Origin of the sequence: Frigoribacterium sp. Leaf8 (assembly GCF_001421165.1) — a bacterium.
Lineage (GTDB): Bacteria > Actinomycetota > Actinomycetes > Actinomycetales > Microbacteriaceae > Frigoribacterium.
The window spans coordinates 259860-283656 of record NZ_LMKB01000006.1; the positions used below are offsets into that span (position 1 = coordinate 259860).

Annotated in this window: 21 protein-coding genes; 4 read left to right on the forward strand and 17 right to left on the reverse strand. The window is 72.1% G+C overall.

Annotated features, from left to right (window positions below; translation table 11 throughout):
• Nucleotides 1-28 precede the first annotated feature (28 nt).
• Nucleotides 29-946: an oxygenase MpaB family protein gene (locus tag ASL10_RS12765; protein ID WP_056048531.1), complete on the reverse strand. Its 918-nt coding sequence runs from the start codon at nucleotides 944-946 to the stop codon at nucleotides 29-31.
• A 106-nt stretch (nucleotides 947-1052) separates the two neighbouring features.
• Entirely contained in the window at nucleotides 1053-1871 is an 819-nt protein-coding gene (locus ASL10_RS12770; RefSeq protein ID WP_200922610.1) for an SDR family oxidoreductase, read from the reverse strand.
• 123 nt (nucleotides 1872-1994) lie between these two features.
• Here ASL10_RS12770 and ASL10_RS12775 point away from each other — a divergent pair, with 123 nt between their 5' ends.
• The gene (locus ASL10_RS12775; protein ID WP_056048538.1) at nucleotides 1995-3677 is read left to right on the forward strand and encodes a long-chain-fatty-acid--CoA ligase; all 1683 of its coding nucleotides are present in this window, start codon (nucleotides 1995-1997) and stop codon (nucleotides 3675-3677) included.
• An 83-nt stretch (nucleotides 3678-3760) separates the two neighbouring features.
• Here ASL10_RS12775 and ASL10_RS12780 read toward each other — a convergent pair whose 3' ends face one another.
• The 5 genes from ASL10_RS12780 to ASL10_RS12800 all read right to left on the reverse strand — a co-directional run bounded on the left by ASL10_RS12780 (nucleotide 3761) and on the right by ASL10_RS12800 (nucleotide 8545).
• The gene (locus ASL10_RS12780; protein ID WP_056048541.1) at nucleotides 3761-4216 is read right to left on the reverse strand and encodes an SRPBCC family protein; all 456 of its coding nucleotides are present in this window, start codon (nucleotides 4214-4216) and stop codon (nucleotides 3761-3763) included.
• A 108-nt stretch (nucleotides 4217-4324) separates the two neighbouring features.
• Nucleotides 4325-5788 (reverse strand): NAD(P)/FAD-dependent oxidoreductase, encoded by a 1464-nt coding sequence (locus ASL10_RS12785; protein WP_056048544.1) that lies wholly within the window; start codon nucleotides 5786-5788, stop codon nucleotides 4325-4327.
• Complete coding sequence (locus tag ASL10_RS12790) at nucleotides 5785-6795, reverse strand: SDR family oxidoreductase (RefSeq protein ID WP_056048547.1); 1011 nt, start codon at nucleotides 6793-6795, stop codon at nucleotides 5785-5787. The genes ASL10_RS12785 and ASL10_RS12790 overlap by 4 nt, the downstream gene beginning before the upstream one ends.
• Before the next feature lie 90 nt (nucleotides 6796-6885).
• Entirely contained in the window at nucleotides 6886-7719 is an 834-nt protein-coding gene (locus ASL10_RS12795) for a hypothetical protein (RefSeq protein ID WP_056049147.1), read from the reverse strand.
• A 109-nt stretch (nucleotides 7720-7828) separates the two neighbouring features.
• On the reverse strand, nucleotides 7829-8545 hold the full coding sequence (locus ASL10_RS12800) for a DedA family protein (RefSeq protein WP_056048551.1): 717 nt from the start codon (nucleotides 8543-8545) through the stop codon (nucleotides 7829-7831).
• 191 nt (nucleotides 8546-8736) lie between these two features.
• Here ASL10_RS12800 and ASL10_RS12805 point away from each other — a divergent pair, with 191 nt between their 5' ends.
• Both ASL10_RS12805 and ASL10_RS12810 read left to right on the forward strand, forming a co-directional pair.
• Nucleotides 8737-9063: a hypothetical protein gene (locus ASL10_RS12805; RefSeq protein WP_056048554.1), complete on the forward strand. Its 327-nt coding sequence runs from the start codon at nucleotides 8737-8739 to the stop codon at nucleotides 9061-9063.
• 83 nt (nucleotides 9064-9146) lie between these two features.
• A complete protein-coding gene (locus tag ASL10_RS12810) occupies nucleotides 9147-10847 on the forward strand; it encodes a discoidin domain-containing protein (RefSeq protein WP_056049150.1) in 1701 nt (566 codons plus the stop codon).
• Nucleotides 10848-10857: 10 nt separating this feature from the next.
• Here ASL10_RS12810 and ASL10_RS12815 read toward each other — a convergent pair whose 3' ends face one another.
• The 10 genes from ASL10_RS12815 to mnmA form a co-directional block, all read right to left on the reverse strand.
• Nucleotides 10858-11256, reverse strand: coding sequence for a DUF3054 domain-containing protein (locus tag ASL10_RS12815; protein ID WP_082460565.1), 399 nt, complete (start codon nucleotides 11254-11256; stop codon nucleotides 10858-10860).
• A 52-nt stretch (nucleotides 11257-11308) separates the two neighbouring features.
• Nucleotides 11309-12148: a hypothetical protein gene (locus ASL10_RS12820; protein ID WP_056048556.1), complete on the reverse strand. Its 840-nt coding sequence runs from the start codon at nucleotides 12146-12148 to the stop codon at nucleotides 11309-11311.
• Between the two features lie 136 nt (nucleotides 12149-12284).
• The gene (locus ASL10_RS12825; protein WP_056048559.1) at nucleotides 12285-13121 is read right to left on the reverse strand and encodes a DUF3097 domain-containing protein; all 837 of its coding nucleotides are present in this window, start codon (nucleotides 13119-13121) and stop codon (nucleotides 12285-12287) included.
• On the reverse strand, nucleotides 13114-13911 hold the full coding sequence (locus ASL10_RS12830) for a hypothetical protein (RefSeq protein ID WP_056048562.1): 798 nt from the start codon (nucleotides 13909-13911) through the stop codon (nucleotides 13114-13116). The genes ASL10_RS12825 and ASL10_RS12830 overlap by 8 nt, the downstream gene beginning before the upstream one ends.
• Nucleotides 13912-13948: 37 nt before the next feature.
• On the reverse strand, nucleotides 13949-15448 hold the full coding sequence (gene gatB, locus ASL10_RS12835; protein ID WP_056048565.1) for an Asp-tRNA(Asn)/Glu-tRNA(Gln) amidotransferase subunit GatB: 1500 nt from the start codon (nucleotides 15446-15448) through the stop codon (nucleotides 13949-13951).
• Entirely contained in the window at nucleotides 15448-16998 is a 1551-nt protein-coding gene (gene gatA / locus ASL10_RS12840) for an Asp-tRNA(Asn)/Glu-tRNA(Gln) amidotransferase subunit GatA (protein ID WP_056048568.1), read from the reverse strand. Before gatA ends, gatB begins: the two co-directional genes overlap by 1 nt.
• Before the next feature lie 2 nt (nucleotides 16999-17000).
• Nucleotides 17001-17300: an Asp-tRNA(Asn)/Glu-tRNA(Gln) amidotransferase subunit GatC gene (gatC, locus tag ASL10_RS12845; protein ID WP_056048571.1), complete on the reverse strand. Its 300-nt coding sequence runs from the start codon at nucleotides 17298-17300 to the stop codon at nucleotides 17001-17003.
• 106 nt (nucleotides 17301-17406) lie between these two features.
• Nucleotides 17407-18687 carry an alpha/beta hydrolase gene (locus ASL10_RS12850; protein WP_157485493.1) on the reverse strand — a complete coding sequence of 427 codons (1281 nt, stop codon included), beginning with the start codon at nucleotides 18685-18687 and terminating at the stop codon, nucleotides 17407-17409.
• Between the two features lie 281 nt (nucleotides 18688-18968).
• Nucleotides 18969-21326: an NAD-dependent DNA ligase LigA gene (gene ligA / locus ASL10_RS12855; RefSeq protein ID WP_056048577.1), complete on the reverse strand. Its 2358-nt coding sequence runs from the start codon at nucleotides 21324-21326 to the stop codon at nucleotides 18969-18971.
• Between the two features lie 10 nt (nucleotides 21327-21336).
• Nucleotides 21337-22467 carry a tRNA 2-thiouridine(34) synthase MnmA gene (mnmA, locus tag ASL10_RS12860; protein ID WP_082460566.1) on the reverse strand — a complete coding sequence of 377 codons (1131 nt, stop codon included), beginning with the start codon at nucleotides 22465-22467 and terminating at the stop codon, nucleotides 21337-21339.
• Nucleotides 22468-22506: 39 nt separating this feature from the next.
• On the opposite strand from mnmA, the gene ASL10_RS12865 reads away from it, so the two are divergent.
• Entirely contained in the window at nucleotides 22507-23757 is a 1251-nt protein-coding gene (locus tag ASL10_RS12865) for an MFS transporter (protein WP_056048580.1), read from the forward strand.
• The last annotated feature ends 40 nt before the right edge of the window (nucleotides 23758-23797 follow it).

A 23797-nucleotide genomic window follows, 5' to 3' on the forward strand; every position in this document is an offset into this window, starting at 1 on the left:
CCACGGTCCCGGTGCCCCGGGTCGTCCGTCAGGCGGCCGTCCATCCGATGCGGTCGAGCCGGGCGAGGGCGTGCTCCTCGGCGACGGGTCGCTTGCCGAGGACTCCCCCGACGCCCGCGAGCATGGCCTGCGCCGGCGCCCGGGTCGGGATGCCGATCGGGCCGACGTGCGGCGCGCGCAGCCCGAGCAACTCGCGGAAGCGCGGCTGCAGGGTGCCCACCGCGCCGTTGAAGAGCACGGGATAGCCGACCTTCAGGGCGGGGAAGAGCGGGGGCCGCTTGATGAACTTCACGACGTCGTCGGTGCGCGCGGTGCGCTCGAGCACGCCCCGGCGGTCGAAGTCCATCAGCTGTGACTGCATCTCGGCGACGCTGCGCGGCGGGTTCGGCACGCCCATCAGCTCGCCGGCCGTCGCCCACTCGCGGACGTAGGCGTCGGGCCCCCCGGGGATCGGCTCTCGGCCCCACTCGAGGTAGGCGGCGAGGAACGAGTCGGCGAAGGCCATGTGCACCCAGCTGAGCAGCTCCGGGTCGTTGGCGGCGTAGTCGTGGGTCACGCCGTTCCGGTCGTCGTACGTGCCGACGACCTTCGTGTGCAGGCGTGACACCCAGTTCGACGCGTGGGTGGCGGCCTCGCGGCTGCCGTACGAGACGGTGTAGATCCAGCGGATGGTGCCGGCGAGACGGCCGAGCGGGTCCTCGCGGAAGCGCGAGTGGTCGTGGACGCCGGCGAGCGCCCCCGGGTGCAGCGCCTGGACGAGCAGTGCCCGTACGCCGGCGGGGATGGTCGACATGGCGCCGTGCACGGCCCACACCGCCGAGCCGGGCAGGAAGAACCCCTCGTCGTCGCCCTTCTCGAGGTCGGTGACCCACTCGGGCGTGCCCGTGTACTGCCCGTTGAAGGTGTACTGCAGGCGGGCGCGGAGCGGTTCGGTCAGTGCGGGCATGCCTCGATCATGCGCCGCGGTGGCTGGACGCTCGCACCGGACGCACGCCGCGCCTCCTGCGTCCCGGGGAGGGGCAGGAGGCGCGGCGTGCGACTCGGGGTGGGTCTCAGTTCCCGTGAGCCTCGATCGAGACGGGCTGCCACTCGTTCCAGGTCGCCAGACGCGACTCGTAGTCCTTCGTGGCGATCTCGAGCGGCGCCTTGCCGAAGAAGACGCGCAGCGGCGGCTCGTCGGCGTCGACGACCGTGAGGATCGCGGAACGGGTGGCCGTGGGGTCGCCGGGGTCGGCGGCCGAGGGACGCTTCGACGCGGCCTCACGGACGTCGGCGTAGGCCTCGAGTTCGTCGCTGCGCGAGGCGGAGGGGCCCGACCAGTCGGTCGAGTAGCCGCCGGGCTCGACGAGGGTCACCTTGATGCCGAAGCCCGCGACCTCCTGGGCCAGCGACTGGCTGAAGCCCTCGAGCCCCCATTTCGAGGCGTGGTAGATGCCGACCGTCGGGAAGGCGCTGATGCCGCCGATGCTCGACACCTGGACGATGTGACCCGAGCCCTGCTCGCGCATGATCGGGAGGGCCGCCTGTGACACCCAGAGGGCGCCGAACAGGTTCGTCTCGAGCTGGGCACGGGCCTCGTCCTCGGTGATCTCCTCGATCATGCCGAAGTGGCCGAAGCCGGCGTTGTTCACGACGACGTCCAGTCGTCCGAAGTGCTCGGCGGCCTTCTGCACCGCGGCGACGTCGGCCGCACGGTCGTTGACGTCGAGCTGGAGGGGCAGGAAGGAGTCGCCGTACGCGTCCACGAGGGGCGTGACGTCGTCGATCTTCCGTGCGGTGCCCGCGACCTTGTCGCCGCGTTCGAGGGCCGCCTCGGCCCACTCGCGGCCGAAGCCCTTGGATGCACCGGTGATGAACCAGACCTTGCTCACGATGTGTCGTTCCTCTCTTCGTGATGTCGAGGACCATGCTGCGCCGCGCCTCCTCGTCCACGGTCAGGTTGCCAGTCGGCACCGAGCCCACGGGGTACGCCCGGCGGTCGATAGAGTGGCCCGGTGACCACCGACAGCGCTCGTCCCTGGCTCGACTCCTACGCACCCGGCGTGCCGCACGACCTCGAACCGGTCGACGGCTCGCTGCTCGACCTGGTCGAGGCCTCCGCGGCGCGGTACCCCAGGGCGGTGGCGCTCGAGTTCTTCGGGGCGACGACCACCTATTCCGAGCTCGTCGACCAGATCGCGCGGGCGGCCGAGGGGCTGCGCAAGCTCGGGGTCGGCCACGGCGACACCGTCGCGATCGTGTTGCCGAACGGTCCGCAGCACGTCGTCGCGTTCTACGCGGTGCTGCGCCTCGGCGCGATCGTCGTCGAGCACAACCCGCTCTACACGCCGCGCGAGCTGCGTCACCAGTTCGAGGACCACGGCGCCAAGGTGGCCATCGCCTGGAACAAGGTGGTCGAGACCATCCAGGCCTTCCCCGACGACGTGGCCGTCGAACACCTCGTCTCGGTCGACGTCACCCGGGCGATGCCGTTCACCACGCGGGCGGCCCTGGCCCTGCCGATCAAGAAGGCCCGCCAGTCCCGTGAACGCCTCACGACGACCGTGACGGGCACCACGCCGTGGGAGAAGGTCGTCGGCTCGTCGCGCATCAAGGCGAGGCACCCCCGACCGACCACCGACGACCTGGCGGTCATCCAGTACACGAGCGGCACCACGGGCGCGCCCAAGGGTGCCCAGCTGACGCACCACAACCTCCTGTCGAACGCCGCGCAGGCCCAGGCCTGGGTGCCGACGATCGAGCGCGGCACCTGCGTCGTCTACGCGGTGCTGCCGATGTTCCACGCGTACGGCCTGACGCTCTGCCTCACCTTCGCGATGAGCATGGGCGCCCGACTCGTGCTCTTCCCGGCCTTCGACCCGGCGCTGGTGCTCAAGGTCATGAAGAAGCACCCGCCGACCTTCCTGCCCGCGGTCCCCCCGATCTACGCCCGTCTGCAGAAGGCCGCCGACGACGCCGGCGTCTCGCTGAAGGGCGTCGACGTCGCGATCTCGGGGGCCATGCCGCTCTCGGCCGACGTCGTCGAGCCGTGGGAGGCCGAGTCCGGCGGCTGGTTGGTCGAGGGCTACGGGCTCTCCGAGTGCTCGCCCGTCCTCATGGCCAACCCCGTCGGTCCGACGCGCCGCGCGGGCACGGTCGGTCTGCCCCTGCCGGGCACCGAGGTGCGCGTCGTCGACCCCGAGAACCCCACGGTCGACGTGGCGGCCGGAGAACGCGGCGAGCTGATCGTCCGTGGCCCGCAGGTCTTCAGCGGGTACTACCGCAAGCCGAAAGAATCGGGCGAGGTCTTCGTCGACGGCGACTGGTTCCGCACCGGCGACATCGTCACCATCGACGACGACGGGTTCGTCCGCATCGTCGACCGCATTAAGGAGCTCATCATCACCGGCGGCTTCAACGTCTCGCCGTCCGAGGTCGAAGAGGTCCTGACCCGGTTCGAGGGCGTCGCCGAAGCCGCGGTCGTGGGTCTGCCCACCCCCGGCGGCGAACAGGTGGCCGCCGCGATCGTCGTGAAGCCGGGCGCCCACGTCGACGTCGCGGCCCTGCGCTCGTTCGCGCGCAAGCACCTCACGCCGTACAAGGTGCCGCGGCGCATCGTCGTCGTCGACGACCTCCCCCGGTCGCTCATCGGCAAGGTGTTGCGCCGCAAGGTACGCGACTCGCTGGCCGAGCGCTGAGACCGGACCCGCGCCTCCTCGACCGGACGACGGTCGGCAGGTGCGGGTCGGTCCACCCGCGGCCGCGGTTCAGGAGGCGCGGCTCAGCTGGGCGAGACGCGATCCGTCATGCGACCCTCGGCCAACCAGGCCAGTCGCTGCAGCGCTTCTCTGTTGCGCCAGTGCAGCGGCGGGTCCATCAGGGCCTTCGGCACCAGCCGACCGGGGCCCGCGACGGCGTACTCGGTCATCGTGACGAAGCAGCCGCCCATGCGGTTGCGCACGTCGATCTCGACCCGGGCCTCGCCCATCGGCCAGCCCCTGGCGTGGAACACGGCCCGGACCGGAGGGTCCCACTCGAGGATGGTCGTCACGTCGTCGATGACCAACGGCCAGACTCCGAACGAGTGGTGGACCCTGGCCTCGACGCTCGGCCAGGTCAGTTCGACCTCGCGGATGCGCGCCGACCCGACGACCCAGCTCGTGAAGAGCCACCCGTCGCTCAGCACGTCGAAGACGTCGTGGGGTGAGGCCTCGATGAAGCGGTGCGTGGTGCTCATCCGTCGATCCTGGCACGGTCCCCGCGCGCGGCGCACCCCGTTGACGCGCCCCTGCCGCCGTGGATCAGATCGGGCGTCGGGCGCCTCCCCCGTCGGGAGTCGACGCGATCAGGAGTCGACTCCGAGGTACGGCAGCCGGTCGATGCCGAACTCGTGCTTCAGGGCGCTGCGCGCGGCGTAGGCGCCACCCAGCCCGTGCACCGAGGGGCCCGGCGGGGTCGAGGACGAACACAGGTAGAGGCCAGGCGTCGGCGTGCGCCACGGTTCGGTCGACAGCGTCGGCCGTGCCGCCAGCTGCCAGACGCTCGGGGCCCCGGCGGCGATGTCGCCGCCGATGTAGTTGGGGTCGTGCGCTTCGAGGTCGACCGCCGTGCGGCTGTTCGTGGCCAGGATCGTGTCACGGAACCCCGGCGCGAAGCGCTCGATGCCGGCGATGACGGTCTCGGTCTGGTCGACCGTGGACCCGCGCGGCACGTGCGTGTACGCCCACAGGGCCTGCTCACCGTCGGGGGCGCGCGTGCCGTCGACCACGCCCGCCTGGGCCACCAGGACGTACGGCGTGCGGGCGTGTCGACCCGAGGCGACGTCGTGCTCGCCCGAGGCGATCTCGGCCCGCGTCCCCCCGAGGTGCAGCGTGGGGCTGCGCCGGGCCTCGTCGTTCGCCCAGGGCACCGGCCCCGACAGCGCGAAGTCGACCTTGGCCGCCGCGTTCCCGTACCGGAAGCGCCGCAGGGCGCGCTCGTACCGGTCGGGCAGACGACTGCCCGCGATGTCGGCCAGGGCACGGGCGCTCGTGTCGAAGATCGTGGCCTTCGCCCTCGGCAGCTCGTCGATCGACGTGACGTCCACGCCCGTCGTGATGGTGCCTCCGTGGGCCAGGACGTCGTCGGCCATGGCGTCGACGATCGACTGGCTGCCACCGGTCGGCACCGGCCAGCCCCGGGCGTGCGCGTGGACGGCCAGGACGAGCCCGGCGGCCGAGGTCGACAGGCTCGGCATCGGGCGGATCGCGTGGGCCATCACCCCGGCGAGCATGGCAGGGGCCTCGTCACCCGAGAACCCGGCGTTCCACCAGGGGCCGCTCTGTGACAGGGCGGCCAGACCGAAGCGCGCGAGGGTCACCGGGTCGTCCGGCACCCGGACGAGCTCGCGCATCGTGAACTTCGCCATGCGGGGCTCGGTCTCGACCAGACCCCGGAGGAGGCGCGCCCAGGCGGCCCCGTCGGCACCGAGCCCGTCCGCCGTCCGGTCGAGGTCACGGTAGGCGATGCCGGCACGTCCGCCGTCGAGCGGGTGGGCGTACGAGATGTCGGGGACCGTCAGCTCGATCCGGCGGTCGAGTTGAAACCGCTGGAAGAACCCCGAGGCGAGGGCCATGGGGTGCACGGCCGAACAGATGTCGTGGCGGAAGCCCGGCAGGGTCGCCTCCTGCGTGCGCGCTCCCCCACCGATCGTGTCGGCCCGTTCGACGACCTCGACGCGGAGACCGGCCCGAGCGAGCACCACGGCCGCCGCGAGACCGTTGGGCCCCGCACCGACGACGACCGCGTCCACCTCGGGCGCGGCGCTCATGCCCGACGCCCGCGGGTCACCCGACCCACCACGGCGGCGGTGGCGGCCGCGGACGCCCCCACCACGGCCCCCACGGTCAGGGCGCGGTTGCGGGTGTACCAGACCTGCGGACTCGTGGTGCGCGCGCGGTCGCTGAAGATGCCGCGAGCCCCGTGGTCACCGGCCGTGGGCTCGTACAGGTTGTCGGGCAGCATGGGCTCGCTCTTGTCGGGAGCCTGCTGGCCGGAGTACCCGCTCTTGGCGAGGTAGACGTCGAGGAAGTTCGCGACGAACCGGTTGCCGAGCACCGTCATGACGGTGGGCTCGCCGAGCCAGGTCCGGCGACGCGGCTTGTCGGCGACGTCGGCGATCGCCCGGGCCCCGACCTCGGGTTCGAAGATGGGCGGCACGGGCTGGGGGTGCTCGGGCAGGGTCGAGCGCACCCAGTTGAACTGGATGGTGTTGAGGGCCGGCATGTCGACCGTGCTGATCCGCACCGCACTCTTGTTGTGGATCAACTCGGTCGTCACCGACTCGGTGAAGCCCTGGACGGCGTGCTTCGCGCCGCAGTACGAGGCCTGGAGCGGGATGCCTCGGTGGGCGAGCGCCGATCCCACCTGGATGACCTGCCCGCGGTCGCGGGGGACCATGCGCGACAGGGCCGCACGAGTGCCGTTGACGAAGCCGAAGTAGTTGACGGCCGTGGCCCGCTCGAAGTCGTCGGGGTCCGTCTCGAGGAACTCGCCGAAGACACCGACCATCGCGTCGTTGACCCAGAGGTCGATCGGCCCGAGTTCGGCCTCGACGCGATCGGCGGCCGACTCGACCTGGGCGCGATCGGCCACGTCGGTCGAGATGCCCAGCGCACGGCGACCGGCGGCCTCGACGTCGCGGACGGCCCCGTCGAGGCCGTCCTGTCCCCGAGCGAGGATCGCGACGTCCCATCCGCGCGCGGCGAGCTCTCGGACGGTGGCCCGGCCGAGTCCCGCGGACCCTCCGGTGACGACGGCGGTTCTCGTGCTGGTCATGGTGCTCCCTCGGGCCTCTCGGCGGATCGTGGACGGACCCCCGACGCTAGTCCGCGACCGGAGGTCCGTCCCGGGGGTGATGCCCAGGTGTCAGATGTCGAAGCCTCCGCCGAAGTCGCCTCCCCCGAAGTCCCCGAAGCCCCCGCCGGAGTCGCCGGCCCCGTCGGCACCGAAGTCGCCGCCGCCGTCGCTCGCCGTCTCGGTGCCGGCGTCGGCACCGCCGTCCGCGCCGCCCTCGCCCTCGGAGCCCTGGTCGCCGCCGGCGTCGTCACCCGCGCCTCCGTCCGCCGTCGCCCCGGCGTCGGGCAGGAACGCGCTCATCAAGGTCGACCCGATGACGTAACCGGCCACCGTGCCCAGGATCGACCCGCCGATGATCGAACCCATGCCGGGGCCCTGACGGAGGGGCTGGCCGTTCGGCCCGACCTGCTGCCGTCCGTCCGGGCCGCCGCCGAGGGTGCGCTCGAGGGTCCCGGGTCGTCGGAGCTCGGACCGGGTGGCGGCCTGGGCGAGCGAGCCGGCGTCGTCGCCGCGCGGTGCCTCGCCGGGGCTCGACTCGGCCGTCAGCTGGTCGAAGACGAGACGGCGTTGTTCGGGGCTGAGCTTCGCGAACGCCTCGGCGTGCACCTGCTCGATGGTCTCGGGCGGGGCGGTCTTCAGCAGGTAGCGGTACCGCTCGACGGCGATCTCGTCGTCGCTGCGGGCCGGGCCGGTGCCGGCCGACGAGGCCGGGACCGACGACTGCTGGCCGTAGCCCTGCTGGCCGTACCCCTGCTGGCCGTACCCCTGCTGGCCGTACCCCTGCTGCGGGGCGGCGGGCTGCTCGTAGCTCTGCTGCCCGTACCGGTAGCCCTGCGGAGCGGAGGGCTGCTGCGGCTGGCCCTGCTGCGGCTCGCGGCCGAGGAGGCGGTCGAGGAATCCCATGGTGGTGTCCTGTCGGATCGTGTGCTCGGTGCCGCGCGCGGGGCGCGACGTCGGTCTGCCCACCACGGTACGGATCGTCCCGGCCCGCCGCCTGGACGGCGACGGAACGTCAGCCGCGAACGTCCTGATCGACGGCGTCACGCGACGCGTCGTCGACGCCGGCTCCACGGCGGCCCACCGACCGGACGACGAGGAACACCACGACGCCCGCGATGGCGGCGTACACGACGTAGTCCAGGTACTTCGCGTACCGGTCGATGAGCTCGTACTGGGTGCCGAGGGCGGCGCCCAACCCGATCAACAGCCCGTTCCAGAGGCCGCTGCCCACGATCGTGAAGACCGAGAAGACCAGCAGGGGCATGCGCTCGGCACCGGCGGGAAGCGAGATGAGGCTGCGCACGCCCGGGATGAACCGGCCGAAGAACACCGCGGACCGCCCGTGGCGCTCGAACCAGCCGGCCGCCTTCTCGAAGTCGTGGCGGTCGACCAGCGGCAGCTTGGCCAGCCACCGGATGCTGCGGTCGAGGCCGAGACCGGCCCCGAGCCCGTAGAGGACCAGGGCGCCCAGGTAGGCGCCGAAGGTGCTCAGCGCGATCAACAGCACGATGTTCATCGACCCGGCGCCGGCCAGGAACCCGGCCAGCGGCAGGATGACCTCGCTGGGGATCGGCGGGAACACGGTCTCGACGAAGGTCAGCAGGGCGACGCCCCACTCGCCGAGGGCGTCGATGACGCGGGCGGCGAACCCGACGAGGCCGTCGAGGTCGGCGACGACGTCCTGGCTCGAGGACGAGGAGGCGCGGAGGACGAGGGCTGTCGAGGTCATGGGTCCCAGGTGGTCGGTCGGGCGCTCGGGGGCGCAACGGATCGGCAGCCCCGAGTATGGCGGGGCAGCCTGCGCGTCCGCCCACAACGCCCGGGTGGGCTGCGCCTGACGGGGAACACCGCATCGCTTGCTACATTGACCTGTGTCGGCTTGGTTTCCGACGCCGGACACACTCACGAAACAGGACCCCAATGGGATCGCTCATCTACGGAACCTCGGGCATCGAGGTCGAGTTCGAGGACCGCGTGCTCGAACACCTCCAGATCGTCATCGCCACCAAGCTGCGTCGCCGCGAGTCGTTCTTCTTCTCGTGGCGCGACACGCAGAAGGTCGGTGACGGTCGCAGCAGCATCTGGCTGGACGCCGGCATCCCGCTCTACTTCAAGTACTCCGGCGGCCGGGTGCCGTCGATCAACCGTGACTGGCTCACCGAGCTGACGGCCTCGTCGAACAGCTCGTCCGGCCTCGTCCTCACCGACGAGCCCAGTCTCGACAACAGCGCCAAACGACGCGGCTGACCCGCACCTCCCCCCTTTCGAGGCGTTGACCCGGTTCGGGTCCGTTCCGTACCGTGGGCCCGACGGCGACGGAGGGGGCGGTCATGCAGGGTGCCAGGCGCGCGAGCGCGGGCCGTCTCACGATCGCCACGATGATGACGGTCGCCCTGGTCGCGACCCTCGTGACGGCCCAGGCCCCCGTCGCGGCCCGGGCCTCGGACGCCGTCCTCTCGCAGGGACGCAGTGCGGGGGCCTCGTCGGTCTCTTCGCGGTCCACCCCGGCAGCGGCCGCGGTGGACGGCGACGGGCGGACGGGCTGGAGGAGCGCGCGGGCGGGCTCGCAGTGGTTGCAGGTCAGCATCGGGCCGCAGGTCGACGTGTCGCAGGTCTTGCTGCAATGGGGTGACGCCCCGGCGACGGCCTACGAGGTCCAGATCTCGTCGAACGGCAAGACCTGGCGCACGCTGGCGTCGACGACCCGGGGTGACGGCGGCACGGACACGTACGACGTGGCCGGGACGGGGAGGCACGTCCGGGTGCTCGCGACGGTCTCGGCCACGGGCACGGGGTACTCGCTGTCGGAGCTGACGGTGCGTGGGTCCCGGACCGGGTCGCCGTCCGCCACCCCGGGCGTCCGGCTCGCCGGCGGTGCCGGCTCGTGGCGCCTCGAGGTCGACGGGCGGCCCTTCATGGTCGAGGGGGTCACCTACGGCGCCCCGGTCGCCGAGGCGGCCACCCACTTCCCCGACATCGCCTCGATGGGCGCCAACACGGTCCGCACCTGGGGCACCGACACGGGCTCGGGGCGCCTCTTCGACGCCGCGTCGGCGTCCGGTCTCCACGTCGTCGCCGGCCTGTGGCTCGACCACGGCGTCGACTACGTCGGCGACACCGCGTACAAGACGGCCACCCTGGCGAGCATCCGCTCGACCGTGGCCGCCTACCGGGATCGGCCGAGCCTCCTGGCCTGGGACGTGGGCAACGAGGTGATGCTGGGGCAGGGCGAGACCCAACGGGTCGCCTACGCCCGCTTCGTCGACGAGGTCGCCCGGACGATCCACTCGATCGACCCGGGCCACCCCGTCACCTCGACCGACGCCTGGATCGGCGCCCTCTCGTACTACGAGGAGCACGCTCCGTCGCTCGACTTCTACTCGGTCAACTCGTACGGCGGTGTCGGGTACCTCGAGGACGGGTGGACCTCCGGCGGCTACACCAAGCCCTACCTGGTGACCGAGACCGGTCCGGCCGGCTCGTGGGAGGTCCCCGACGACGCGAACGGCATCCCGCTCGAACCCGGCGACGAGGCCAAGGCCCGGGCCTACACCGCCGCGTGGCAGGCCGTCCTGTCCCATCCCGGCGTCGCCCTCGGGGCCACCGTCTTCAACTACGGCCTCGAGAACGACGAGCCCGGCGTCTGGTTGAACCTGCGGACCGACGGTCTCCGTCGGCTGTCGTACTTCGCGGTCCAACGCGCTTACGGCGGGGAGGCGCCCACCAACACGTCGCCCGTCGTGCGCTCCATGACGCTGTCCCCGGCCTCGGGAGTGCGCCCGGGCACACCCGTCACGCTGACGACCTCGGTGACCGACCCCGACGGCGACCCCGTGACCTACCGGGTCTACGCCACGAGCCGGTACGTCGACGGGGACGAGTCCCTCCGGCCGATGCCGGCGACCACCACGGGGCCGGGGACCATGACGGTGCAGGCCCCGTCCCGCCCCGGGGTGTGGAAGATCTACGTCTACGCGCTCGACGGCCGGGGCAACGTGGGCATCGAGGCCCGCTCGGTCCGCGTCGTCTGAGGTCCCCGCGTCAGCGGCGGACGAGGGCGGCGACCGCTCGCCACCCCACGACGAACACGCCGAGCACGACGACCGTCACGACGACGAAGCTGACCTGCACACCCTGACCGCTCACCACACGGAGCAGCACGCCGATCACGGCGGTGGAGACCCAGACGACCGCTCCCGAGCGGACGGCCGACAGCGGCCAGCGGACGCCGGTCACGCTCGCCCAGCCGACGACCGAGCCGACCACGAACGGCCACAGCGTGCCGAGCAGGCCGGGCAGGTCGAGACCTTCGGCGTGGCTGCGACGGCCGATGACGACGAAGGCCAGGACCGCGACGAGGTCGACGACGATCGGCCACCAGGCCGGGCCGACCTCCCGCCGCCGGGTCGTCGGGGACGAGGTCGGGCTGGGGCGGGTCATCTCGGTGTCCTCTCGTGACGTCGGCTCCAGCCGCGGACCGGGTCGCTCGGGTTCAGCGCGACCGCGGCTGCTCGAGTGCGCGCGACAACTCTGCCAGCAGTTCGTCGACCTGGGGGGCCACGAGGCGGTCGAGGGCCTCGGCGATGCGCGGACGGTGCTGCACCAGGGCCAGGCACAGGCTCGTGCCGACGGACTCGGCGTGGTCGCCCGCCAGGGTGATCTCGTGTCGCAGTGCGGCCTTGGCCTCGTCCGAGTACTCGGGCTCGGGCTCGGGTCGCGGGGCAGGACCCGGTCGGTGTTCCGATCCGGCGGCCGGACGAGGATCGTCGAGCAAGGGCGCGTCGGTCGGCATCGCCGAATCGGGCGGCAGCAGCCAGCCGTCGAGGTCGTCGGGGTCGAACGGCGCGGCAGCGACGTCGGCCTCGGACGTGGAGTCCGTGGACCCGCCCACGACGGTCGGGTCGGGCGGGATGATGCCGGCGTCCGCCGGCATCCCCGCGAGCCCGGCGAGCGTGAAGAGGAACGGCTGGCCCGGTTCGGGTTCGGGGTCGAGATCGAGACCCTGGAACTCGGGGTCGAGACCCTGCTCGGGTCGGTACCCCCGCGCCTCCTGGGCCTCGGCGAGTCGCAGCTCGCGCGTGACGAGCGGGAGGTTGCGGGCCGTGTACTCGTCGACGTCGTCGTCGACGATCTGCCGCATCCGGTTCAGCAGCGCGTGCTGCACGGCGTGCGGCACGTCGTGGTCGAACCCGGCGGCGGTGGCGACGGGCGAGCCGAGGCACACCCGACACGGTCGCGTGCGACCGCGGGCGGTGCCGATGTGCCACCGGGGCAGCCAGCGCAGCCAGGCGTCGACGGCAGAGCTCACGCGTCCCTCGATCTGCTCGGCCATGCCTCGAATCTAGGGCGAAAAGCGGCCGGGACGCCGACACGCCCGGGCGATTCCCGGGGATCGAGGTGTCCGAGCAGCCCGCGGAGCCGACGGCGGTGCACGACTCGGGCCGCGTCACCCTCGTCGACGCCGGGACTCAGCCCGACGTGACGAAGTCGATGAGTTCCTCGACCCGGCCGAGCACCGACGGCTCGAGGTCGGCATAGCTCCGCACGCGCGACAGGATGTGCTGCCAGGCCCGCGCGATGTCCGCCTGGTCCTCGTGCGGCCAGCCCATGGCCGCGCACACGCCGTGCTTCCACTCGACGGATCGGGGCACGACCGGCCAGGCCTCGACACCGAGCCGCCCGGGCTTGACGGCCTGCCAGACGTCGACGAACGGGTGCCCGACCACCAACACGTGGCGGCCGAGCGGACTTCGGGCGATGCCCTCGGCGACCCGGCTCTCTTTCGAGCCCGGCACCAGGTGGTCGACGAGCACGCCGACGCGTCGCTCGGGCCCCGGCCGGAAGTCGCGGAGCACGTCGGCCAGGTGGTCGACGCCCTCGAGGTACTCGACGACGACGCCCTCGACCCGCAGGTCGGAGCCCCAGACCTTCTCGACCAGCTCGGCGTCGTGCCGCCCCTCGACGAAGATGCGGCTCTGACGGGCGACCCGGGCCTTGGCCCCCTCGACGGCGAACGAGCCGGACGCCGTGCGCGCCCGACCCTGAGGCGCCGCCCGCGGCACCCGCAGCGCGACGGGGGCGCCGTCGATCGAGAACGAGCCCGACATCGGGAAGGCCCGCACCCGGCCCTTCCAGTCCTCGAGCTCGACGGTGCCGGCCTCGACGCGGACGATCGCGCCCGTGAAGCCCGACCGGACCTCTTCCACCACGAGGTCGCGGACCGCGTCGGTCGGCGTCGGCGCCGGCTTCGTCGAGCGCTTCCAGTCGCCGGCGAGCACGTCGGCACCGTACCGGTCGTCATCCACGGGGGCCTCCGGAGCGTGGTCGGGGTTGGTAGGGGCGGGGTGGGCCCTTTCGCGGGCCGTCGGCGGGTGCGGTCTCGGGACGCCCGGACGTGCGGCCCGGCCGGGGGGACGGAGCAGGAGGCGCGGTGCCGCTCCGTGGAGTCGCCTCGGTCGGGCGCTGGCTCACCTTCGGCGGACGCGCCGCCGACGCGTCGGGCTTCGGGAGCGCGACGCGGGTGGAGGACGGTGACGACGCGACCCGCGCCTCCCGGTCGGATGCGGCCGTGCGGACCGCGACGCCCGCCGGGGTCGGCGTGAAGCCGACCGTGAACACCCAGATCAGACCACCCAGGACGAAGAGCACGAACGCGGCCGACACGGCCGCGGGCAGCCACCAGGCCGCGAGGGGCCCACCCTGCGAGACGAGGGCCAGGACGAACAGCGCCGCGACGAACCACAGGGAGGCGCTGGTCGCCACCGCGAGGTAGCGCTGGTACCGGCGCCTCATCTCGGCCCGGTTGGCCGGGTTCTTCCAGAAGGCGGCGCGCGGGACGAGCACGTGGCGGGCGGGCGTGACCGCGAGGAACAGAGCCGACACCGACCAGGTCACGACGATGCCGACCACGAGCACTGCGCCCAGGAGGACGAGGTCGTCACGGCTCGCCGCGAACGCCGACCCACCCGTCTCGCTGAGGTGGACCATCACGACCCGGCCGGGCAGGACGCGCGAGGCCACCGCGAGCGTCACGAGCACGCCGACGAGGGCGACGGCCACGGGCACGGCGGGGCGCAGACGCGCGACGAGGTTCATCGTGCGCCGCTCCCTGCCGCGGCCGTGGTCACGTCGATCAGGCCTGCGCCCGCTCGAGCACCAGCTCGCGGACGCGCGCGGCGTCCGCCTGCCCCTTCATGGCCTTCATGACGGCGCCGATGACGGCACCGGCGGCCTGGACCTTGCCGTCGCGGATCTTCGCCAGCACGTCGGGCTGACCGGCCAGGGCCTCGTCGATGGCGGCGATGAGCGCGCCGTCGTCCGAGACGACCTTCAGCCCGCGGGCCTCGACGACCTCGGACGGGCTGCCCTCGCCGGCGACGACGCCCTCGAGCACCTGACGGGCCAGTCGGTCGGTCAGCTCGCCGCTCTCGACGAGCGCGATGAGTTCGCTGACGTGCAGGGGCGACACGAGGCTCGAGGCCTCGACGCCCTGCGCGTTGGCGAGGCGGGCGATCTCGCCGGTCCACCACTTGCGTGCGGCCTGGGGTGAGGCACCCGCGGCGACGGTCTCGACGAGCTCGGTGAGCAGGCCGGAGTTCACGACGTCCTGGAACTCGAGGTCGGCGAACCCCCACTCGGACTTGAGCCGGCGACGCTGGGCGACCGGCGCCTCGGGGAGGGCCAGACGCAGTTCTTCGACGAGCTCGCGAGGAGGGACGACGGGCAGCAGGTCGGGCTCGGGGAAGTACCGGTAGTCGTCGGCGTCGCTCTTGGGGCGGCCCGCCGAGGTGCGACCGGTGTCTTCGTGCCAGTGGCGCGTCTCTTGCGTGATGGTGCCGCCCGCGGCGAGGATCGCGGCCTGACGCTGGATCTCGTAGCGGACCGCGCGCTCGACCGAACGGAACGAGTTGACGTTCTTGGTCTCGGTGCGGGTGCCGAGCTTCTCCTGCCCGTGCGGACGCAGGGAGACGTTCGCGTCGCAGCGCAGGTTGCCGCGCTCCATGCGGGCCTCGCTGACGCCGAGGGCCCGCACGATGTCACGGATGGTCGACACGTAGGCCGCGCCCAGCTCGGGGCCCTTGGCGCCCGCGCCGATGATCGGCTTGGTGACGATCTCGACGAGCGGGATGCCCGCGCGGTTGTAGTCGACGAGGGAGTACTCGGCGCCCTGGATGCGACCGGTCGACCCGCCGACGTGCGTCAGCTTGCCGGCGTCCTCTTCCATGTGGGCGCGCTCGATCGGGATCGCGAAGACGGTCCCGTCCGGCAGCTCGACCTCGACCTCGCCCTCGAACGCGATGGGTTCGTCGAACTGGCTGACCTGGTAGTTCTTGGGGTTGTCGGGGTAGAAGTAGTTCTTGCGGGCGAAGCGCGAGCTCTCGGCGATCGAGCAGCCCAGGGCCAAGCCGAGGCTGATCGAGTAGCGCACGGCCTGCTCGTTGACCACCGGCAGCGACCCGGGCAGGCCCAGGTCGACCGGGGTGACGTTGGTGTTGGGCTCGCCACCGAAGAAGTTCGGGGCGTCCGAGAACATCTTGGTCTTGGTCGCCAGCTCGACGTGGACCTCGAAGCCGAGGACGACCTCGAACTGCTCGAGGGCCTTCTCGTAGTCCATCAGGTCTGCCTTGGCCATCAGATGACTCCCTCGGTGGCGGCGGTCTGCTCGGTCGCGCTCAGGTCGGGCGCGCGCGAGATGAGCGTGTGGCCCCAGCCCTGCTCGAGCAGCTGCTCGAGGGCGGCACCGTAGGTGTAGAGGCGGGCGTCGCCGCGCGCGGGGGCCATGAACTGCAACCCCGTCGGCAGCCCGTCCTCGGCGGCCAGGCCCATCGGCACCGTCATGCCGGGGATGCCGGCCAGGTTGGCCGGGATCGTCGTGATGTCGTTGAGGTACATGGCCAGCGGATCGTCGATCTTCTCGCCGAGCCGGAACGCCGTGGTGGGCGCGGACGGCGAGACGAGGACGTCGACCTGGTCGAACGCCGCCGCGAAGTCGCGCTGCACGAGGGTGCGCACCTTCTGCGCGCTGCCGTAGTAGGCGTCGTAGTAGCCCGCGCTCAGCGCGTAGGTGCCGAGGATGATGCGGCGCTTGACCTCGGGGCCGAAGCCGGCCTCGCGGGTGGCGGCCATGACGTCCTCGACGGTGCCGCCTCCCTCGGGGACGACCCGCAGGCCGAAGCGCACCGAGTCGAACTTGGCGAGGTTGCTCGACGCCTCGGCCGGCAGGATCAGGTAGTAGGCGCTGATCGCGTGCTCGAAGCTGGGGGCCGAGATCTCGACGATCTCAGCACCGGCCGCGCTCATGAGCTCGAGGGCCTCGGCGAAGCGGGCCTTGACGCCGGCCTGGAAGCCCTCGCCGTTCAGCTCGCGGACGACTCCGATGCGGACGCCCTGCAGGGCACCGCCGGCGAGACCGGTGCGGGCCGCCTCGGTGAACGAGGGCCAGGCGTCGCGCAGCGAGGTGGAGTCGCGGGGGTCGTGCCCGGTGATGACGTCGTGCAGCATGGCGCTGTCGAGCACCGTGCGGCTGACCGGGCCGACCTGGTCGAGCGAGCTGGCCAGGGCGATCGCGCCGTAGCGGCTGACCGACCCGTAGGTCGGCTTGACCCCGACGGTGCCGGTGACGGCACCGGGCTGGCGGATGGACCCGCCGGTGTCGCTGCCGAGGGCGAGGGGCGCCTCGAAGGCGGCGACGGCGGCCGCGGAGCCGCCTCCCGAGCCACCGGGGATGCGGTCGAGCGACCAGGGGTTGTGCGTGGGTCCGTAGGCCGAGAACTCGGTCGACGAGCCCATCGCGAACTCGTCCATGTTGGTCTTGCCGAGGGGGACGAGGTCGGCCGCGCGCAGCTTGGCGACGACGGTGGCGTCGTACGGCGGCACCCAACCCTCGAGGATCTTGCTGCCGGAGGTCGACGGCATGTCGATCGTGCAGAGGACGTCCTTGATGGCGATCGGGACGCCGGCGAGCGGGCCGAGGGCCTCGCCCGCGGCGCGGCGGCGGTCGACGTCGGCCGCCGTGTCGAGTGCGGCCGTGCTGACGTGCAGGAAGGCGTGGACGTCCCCGTCGACCGCCTCGATGCGGTCGAGGTGGGCGCGCGTGACGTCGACCGACGACACGTCGCCGGCGGCGAGGCGTGTCGACAGCTCGGCGGCGGACAGGTGGACGAGCGAGGTGGTGTCGGTCATGGCTACTGCTCTTCTCCCAGGATCGCGCTCACCCGGAAGCGCGAGCCGTCGTGGTCGGGGGCGCCGGACAGGGCCTGCTCGGCCGTGAGCGTCTCGCCCACGACGTCGGGCCGGAACACGTTCTCGAGCGGGATCGGGTGGCTGGTCGCCGGGACGTCGTCGGTCGCGACCTCTCGGACCCTGGCGACGCTGTCGACGATGTGGCCGAGTTCGGCGGTCATCGTGTCGATCTCGGCCTCGGTGAGGGCGATGCGGGCGAGACCGGCGAGGTGCTGCACCTGCTCGCGCGTGATTTCGGACATGCTTCTCTCTCACGTGGTCGTGCGGGGGTACCGCGGCGGCGGTACCGCACGATTCTACGGGGCGGCACCGACGCGCGGGGTCGTGGGGGGTCGCGGCGTCGGACCCTCAGTCGCGGAAGTAGACGTCCTGCGGCCGCACGAGCGTGAGGGCGGGCGCCTCCGGACCGCCCTCGCCCGGTTGGCCGGTGCGACCGTCGACGAGTGCGCCGTGCCCGAGCCCGATGAGGGCCAGGCTACGCATCGACTCGGTGCCGGCCCGGAAGTAGTCGTTGTGACCGAGCGCGGAGGCCAGGGCGTGTCCCGTCACCGCGTCGGCTCCACCGCTCAGGTGCAGCACGACGGCGCCGAAGGCGCCCGTCGCCGGGTCGGCCCCGAAGAAGCCGCTCCCGGCCACGGGGTCGAAGCTGCCCGCGGCGGCGTACACGTCGTGACCGCGGACCGCGAGCTCCCCGGCGTCGGACACGACGCTGCCGGGCGATCCCAGCAGCACCAGCGAGTCGACCGACACGCGTCCGGACGACAGGGCGATCGTCGCCGTCGTCGAGCCGTACGAGTGCGCCATGACCGACACCCGCGGCTCGTCGTCCGCCCGGGCCGCGTCGAGCCCGTCGAGCGCGTCCACGAGGTGGGACGCACCCTGCCGAGCGAGGCCGAGGTCGTAGAAGTTGGTCAGGTCGGGCGTCTGGTAGCCCATCCAGGCCACGACGGCGACGGTCGGCACGGGGCCGGGGCCGCCGCGGCCCAGCAACGTCGCCCAGGTGGCCTGCTCGTCGTGGAGGGCGCCGGCGGTGTTGGTCCAGTCCACGAGCTGGTCCGACACCGTGAACAGCATGCCGGGGACGAGCACGCTGACGTCGTCGGCGGTGTCGAGGTCGCCGACGGTGACGGCCGCGCGTCCGGGCAGGACCGTGTCGAGCGCCACGAGGTGTCGGTCGGCCGCCCCGGCGAAGGGGACGTCGTTCGTCGCCCCGTCGAGCGTCGCCCGCACCTGCTGGAGCATGGCCAGACGACGGGCGTCACCCGGCTCCTCGTCGTCCGAACCGATCCGCTGCGAGACGGCGACCGTCGCGTACCGCAGGAGCTGCCGGTTGGCGGTGTCGCGCACCGAGTACGGAACGCCCTCGAGGTTGCCGACGACGCCCGGCACGCTGCGCGCGAGGACCGCCTGCCGACCGTCGCCCAGCCCGGACCACCAGGCGGCCGTGACCTCGGGTGCGACCTGCTCACCGAGCGCCGCCGTCAGCGCGGTCGCGTCGTCACCGTCGGCGTCGAGGGTGTCGGCGAAGCGCTCGACCCCGGCCGAGGAGGCGCGGGCCAGCTGGTCGAGGCAGGCCTCGGCCGAGAAGGCGGTCGCCTCGACCTCCCGGCAGCCGTCGAGCTCGGGCACGGCACGACCGTCCCGTACCGGTGCGACCCCCGGGACGTTGCCCGGCGACGCCCCGACGAGTGGCCCAGTGGCCGGGCGGTCGAGCGTCACGGCGGTCGCCGACGGCACGGTCGGAGCATCGGCCACCCCGGCGAGGTGCACCGAGGCAGAAAGCATTGCTGCAGCGAGGAACAGCACGTCGGGTCTTCCCCCTAGTCACGTGCCTGTACCCCGGCTCCCTACTGCTGGAGAACGACACGTCCTCACATCCTAGGAAACCAAAGTGCCCCTGACCAGGGAAATCATGATTCAGGCGCCTCCTCGTCCCCCACCTGGGGGACAACGAGAGCCGCCGGGCCCTCCTTAAGGAGGACAGCAAATTGCTCCGCGTCGATGATCCGTACCCCGAGTTGCTCGGCCTTCGTCAACTTCGATCCGGCGCCGGGTCCGGCCGCGACGAAGTCCGTCTTCTTGCTGACGCTGCTCGCCGCCTTGCCGCCGGCCTCGACGATGGCTTCGAGTGCGCCCTCGCGGGTGAATCCCTCGAGGCTCCCGGTCGCCACGACCGTCACGCCCGAGAGCACGCCACCCGCCGCCTCGGCGGCACCCGGTCCGGGATGACCGGGTGTGGCGAACTGCACTCCCGCCGCCGTCCACCGATCGATGATCTCGACGTGCCAGTCGACGTCGAACCAGGCGAGCAGCGCATCGGCGATGATGCCGCCCACGCCGTCGACGGCCGCGAGCTCGTCCCGCGAGGCGGCTCGGATGGCGTCGAGCGAGCCGAAGTGGTTGGCCAGCGCCCGGGCCGCGACCGGCCCGACGTGTCGGATGCTCAGACCGACCAGGAACCGCCACAGCGGGCTGGTCTTCGCCTTCTCGAGGTTCGCGAGCATCTCGATCGCCGTCTTGGACGGCACCGAGGTCTCGTCACCCGAGAACTCGGTGGCCGAGGGGTCGAAGGCGCCGTCGCGCTTGGCGCGCTTCCGGCGGAACGGGGTGACGAGTTTCGGCTGCCCGTCGGCCTCGAGCTTCTGCATGCCGGTCTCGGTGTCGCGGACGACGACCCGTACGGGGAAGATGTCGGCCATCGTCAGGCTGAAGAGGCCGGCCTCGGTGCGCAGGGGCGGCGTGGCCGGCTCGACGGGCTGCGTCAGCGCGGCCGCCGCGACTTCGCCGAGACCTTCGACGTCGAGCGAGCCGCGGGACGCGATGTGCTCGACGCGTCCGCGGACCTGGGCAGGGCAGCTCTCGGCGTTGGGACAGCGCAGGTCGATGTCGCCCTCTTTGGCGGGCTTGAGCGGGGTGCCGCACTCGGGGCAGTCGACGGGCATGACGAACTCGCGTTCGGTGCCGTCGCGCAGCTCGATGACCGGGCCGAGCACCTCGGGGATGACGTCGCCCGCCTTGCGCAGCACGACGGTGTCGCCGATCAGCACGCCCTTCGCCTTGACGACCTGCTGGTTGTGCAGGGTCGCCTGGCGCACCTCGCTGCCGGCGACCTCGACCTTCTCCATGACGGCGAAGGGCGTCGCTCGGCCCGTGCGTCCGACGCTGACGACGATGTCGAGCAGCGTCGTGTTGACCTCTTCGGGCGGGTACTTGAACGCCGTCGCCCACCGGGGAGCCCGGCTCGTTGCCCCGAGCTCTTCGTGGAGGGCGAGGTCGTCGACCTTGACCACGATGCCGTCGATCTGGTGCTCGACCGACGAGCGCCGCACCCCGTAGTCGTGGATGAAGGCCTCGACCTCGTCGACGGTGTCGAAGACGCGGTAGTGGGTCGAGATGGGCAGGCCCCACCCGCCCAGCAGGTCGTAGACCTCGGATTGCGAGCGGACCTCGGTCGCCCGCTCGAGTTCTCGGACCGGCCACGCGCCGATGCCGTGCACGAGCATCCGCAGGCGGCGCAGGCGTGCGTGCATCAACTCGCGCTTCTCGGGGCTCTTGCCCTCTTCTTTCTGACGCAGCGAGCCGGCGGCGGCGTTGCGGGGGTTCGCGAAGACGCGTTCTCCCGCCTCGCGCTGCTGGGCGTTGAGTTCGTCGAACTCGCTGACCGGGAAGAAGATCTCGCCTCGCACCTCGACCAGCGGCGGGTGGCCGGTGCCCTCGAGCCGTTCGGGGATCGTGCCCATGGCGAGCACGTTGCCGGTCACGTCCTCGCCGACGACGCCGTCGCCACGGGTGGCGGCGGTGACGAGCACGCCGTCCTCGTACCGCAGGTTGATCGCCAGGCCGTCGATCTTCAGTTCGGTGAGGAACCGCACGCGTTCGGTCCCGGCGTCGCGCTGGACCTTGCCCGCCCACTCGGCGAGCTCGTCGTCGCTGAACACGTTGTCGAGGCTGAGCATGCGCTCGGCGTGCTCGACCGGGGCGAACTGCGTGGTCTCGGCCCGGCCACCGACCGTCTGCGTGGGGCTGTCGGGCTTCTGCAGCTCGGGGTGAGCCCGCTCGAGGGAGTCGAGGCGTCGCACGAGGCCGTCGTAGTCGGCGTCGGAGACGGTCGAGCCGTTGCCCTCGTAGTACTGGTCACGCAGTTCGAGGATGCGGGTCGTCAGACGTTCGGCCTCGTCTCGCGCCTGCGACAGGTCGTCGGGGACGCCGTCGGTCTCGACCGCGGGCCCGGAGGCGGAGGCGGAGGCGTCGTCGCCGGTCTCGCTCATCGTGGTCGCCTCAGACGGTGACGTCTGCGGGCACGGGCACGGCGCTGACCGTGCGGTCGATCGTGCACTGACCGAGGACGCGGGTGCCGACGTAGACGACGGCGGTCTGCCCGGGGGCGACGCCGTTGAGGGGTTCGCGAGGTGTGATCACGAGTTCTTTCTTACCCTCGACCTCCGACACCCGCGCGACGGCGGGTACGGGGTCGGCGTGGGCACGGATCTGCACGTCGCAGTCGAACGCGACCGTCGGGTCGACCGGGGCGAGCCCGGCCCAGGTGTACGAGCCGCCGGCGATCTCGGCGATGTCGAGGGCCTCCTTCGGTCCGACGACGACCGTGTTGTCGACCGGTCGCACCTCGAGCACGAAGCGCGGCTTCCCGTCATCGGACGGGAAGCCGATGTTGAGGCCCTTGCGCTGGCCGACCGTGAAGGCGTGCGCCCCCTCGTGCGACCCGACCACGGCACCGCTGCGATCGAGGATCTCACCCGTCTCGGCACCGACCCGCTCGGCGAGCCACCCGCGGGTGTCGCCGTCGGGGATGAAGCAGATGTCGTGGCTGTCGGGCTTGGACGCCACGCTGAAGCCGCGCTCGGCGGCCTCGGCCCGCACCTCGGCCTTGGAGGGCGTCGCCCCGAGCGGGAACATCGAGTGCGCGAGCTGCTCGGCGGTGAGCACGCCCAGCACGTACGACTGGTCCTTCGCCCAGGCGGAGGCGCGGTGCAGCTCTCGGTTGCCCCGGTCGTCGGTGACGATGGTCGCGTAGTGACCCGTGCAGACCGCGTCGAAGCCGAGCGCGAGCGCCTTCTCGAGCAGGGCGGCGAACTTGATGCGCTCGTTGCAGCGCATGCAGGGATTGGGCGTGCGGCCTGCGGAGTACTCGGCGACGAAGTCGTCGACGACATCGAGCTTGAAGCGCTCGGAGAAGTCCCACACGTAGTAGGGGATGCCGATCTTGTTGGCGGCGCGCTGGGCGTCCATCGAGTCCTCGATGGTGCAGCAGCCACGGCTGCCCGTTCGGAGCGTCCCCGGCATCCGGCTGAGGGCCAGGTGCACGCCCACCACGTCGTGGCCGGCCTCGACCGCCCTCGCCGCGGCCACCGCCGAGTCGACTCCACCACTCATCGCTGCCAAGACCTTCATCCGACAAGTGTACGCAGCGGGCCTAGGGTGGCGAGCGACATGTCTTCCTCCTCCCCCGCCTTCAGCATGCGGTCGGTGGCCCTCGCGGCGTTCCTGCCCGCGGCGCTCTTCGCCATCGGCGAGGGGGCCATCATCCCGATCATCCCCGTCGTGGCGAGCGAGCTCGGTGCCTCGCTCCCCTTCGCCGGCTTCGTCGCCGCGCTCATCCTCGTGGGCGAGCTGATCGGCGACATCCCGAGCGGATGGCTCGTCAGCCGCATCGGCGAGCGCACCGCGATGATCGGTGCCTCGCTCGTGAGCATCGGCGGACTCGTCACCTGTCTGCTGGCGCCGAACGAGATCGTCCTCGCCGTCGGCGTGCTGGTGATCGGCCTCGCGACCGCGGTCTTCGCCCTCGCACGGCACGCCTTCATGACCAGCTTCGTGCCCGTCGAGATCCGCGCCAGGGCGCTGTCGAGCCTCGGCGGAGTCTTCCGACTCGGCTACTTCGTCGGCCCGTTCCTCTCGGCCGGGGTCATCGAGTTGACCGGGTCCGTGCAATCGGCGTTCGTCGTCCACATCGTCGGCTGCCTCGGCGCGGCGATCGCGCTGCTCGTCCTGCGCGACCCGTCGGCTGCCTTCGGCGTCCGGCCGGGCAGCGGCACGGAGGACGGCGCCGACCTCGTCGCCCGGGAGGCACACGGCCTCTTCGCGACCCTCTGGCGTCATCGAGGCGTGCTGCTGAAGCTCGGCAGCGGGGCGGCCCTGATCGGCGCCATGCGTTCCGGTCGCCAGGTCATGCTGCCCCTCTGGGCCGTCAGCATCGGCCTCGGGGCGTCCGAGACCGCGATCATCATCGGCATCGCCGGCGCCGTGGACTTCGCGCTCTTCTACACGAGCGGACAGATCATGGACCGCTTCGGGCGCCTCTGGAGCGCCGTCCCCTGCATGGTGGGCCTCGGGCTCTCGTACCTCGCCCTGTCGGTCACGCACGACCTCGACGCCAGGGTCGGATGGTTCGTCGCCGTCGCGATCCTGATGTCCCTGGCCAACGGCGTCGGCAGCGGCATCCTCATGACGCTCGGTGCCGACCTGGCCGACAAAGGCGACCCCGCCCCCTTCCTCGGCGCCTGGCGCTTCACCGGCGACGCGGGCAGCGCTGCGGCGCCCCTGCTCATCTCCGGGGTGACCGCGGTCGTGTCGATCTCGCTCGCCAGCGGGGTGATGGGCGTCCTCGGCCTCGTGGGTGCGGCGATCCTCCTGCGCTACGTGCCCCGCTACTCACCGCACGTGCCCCGCTCTCAGCGCTAGCGCCTCCTCGTCCCCGTTCCCGCCGAGGGTCGCCGTCGGT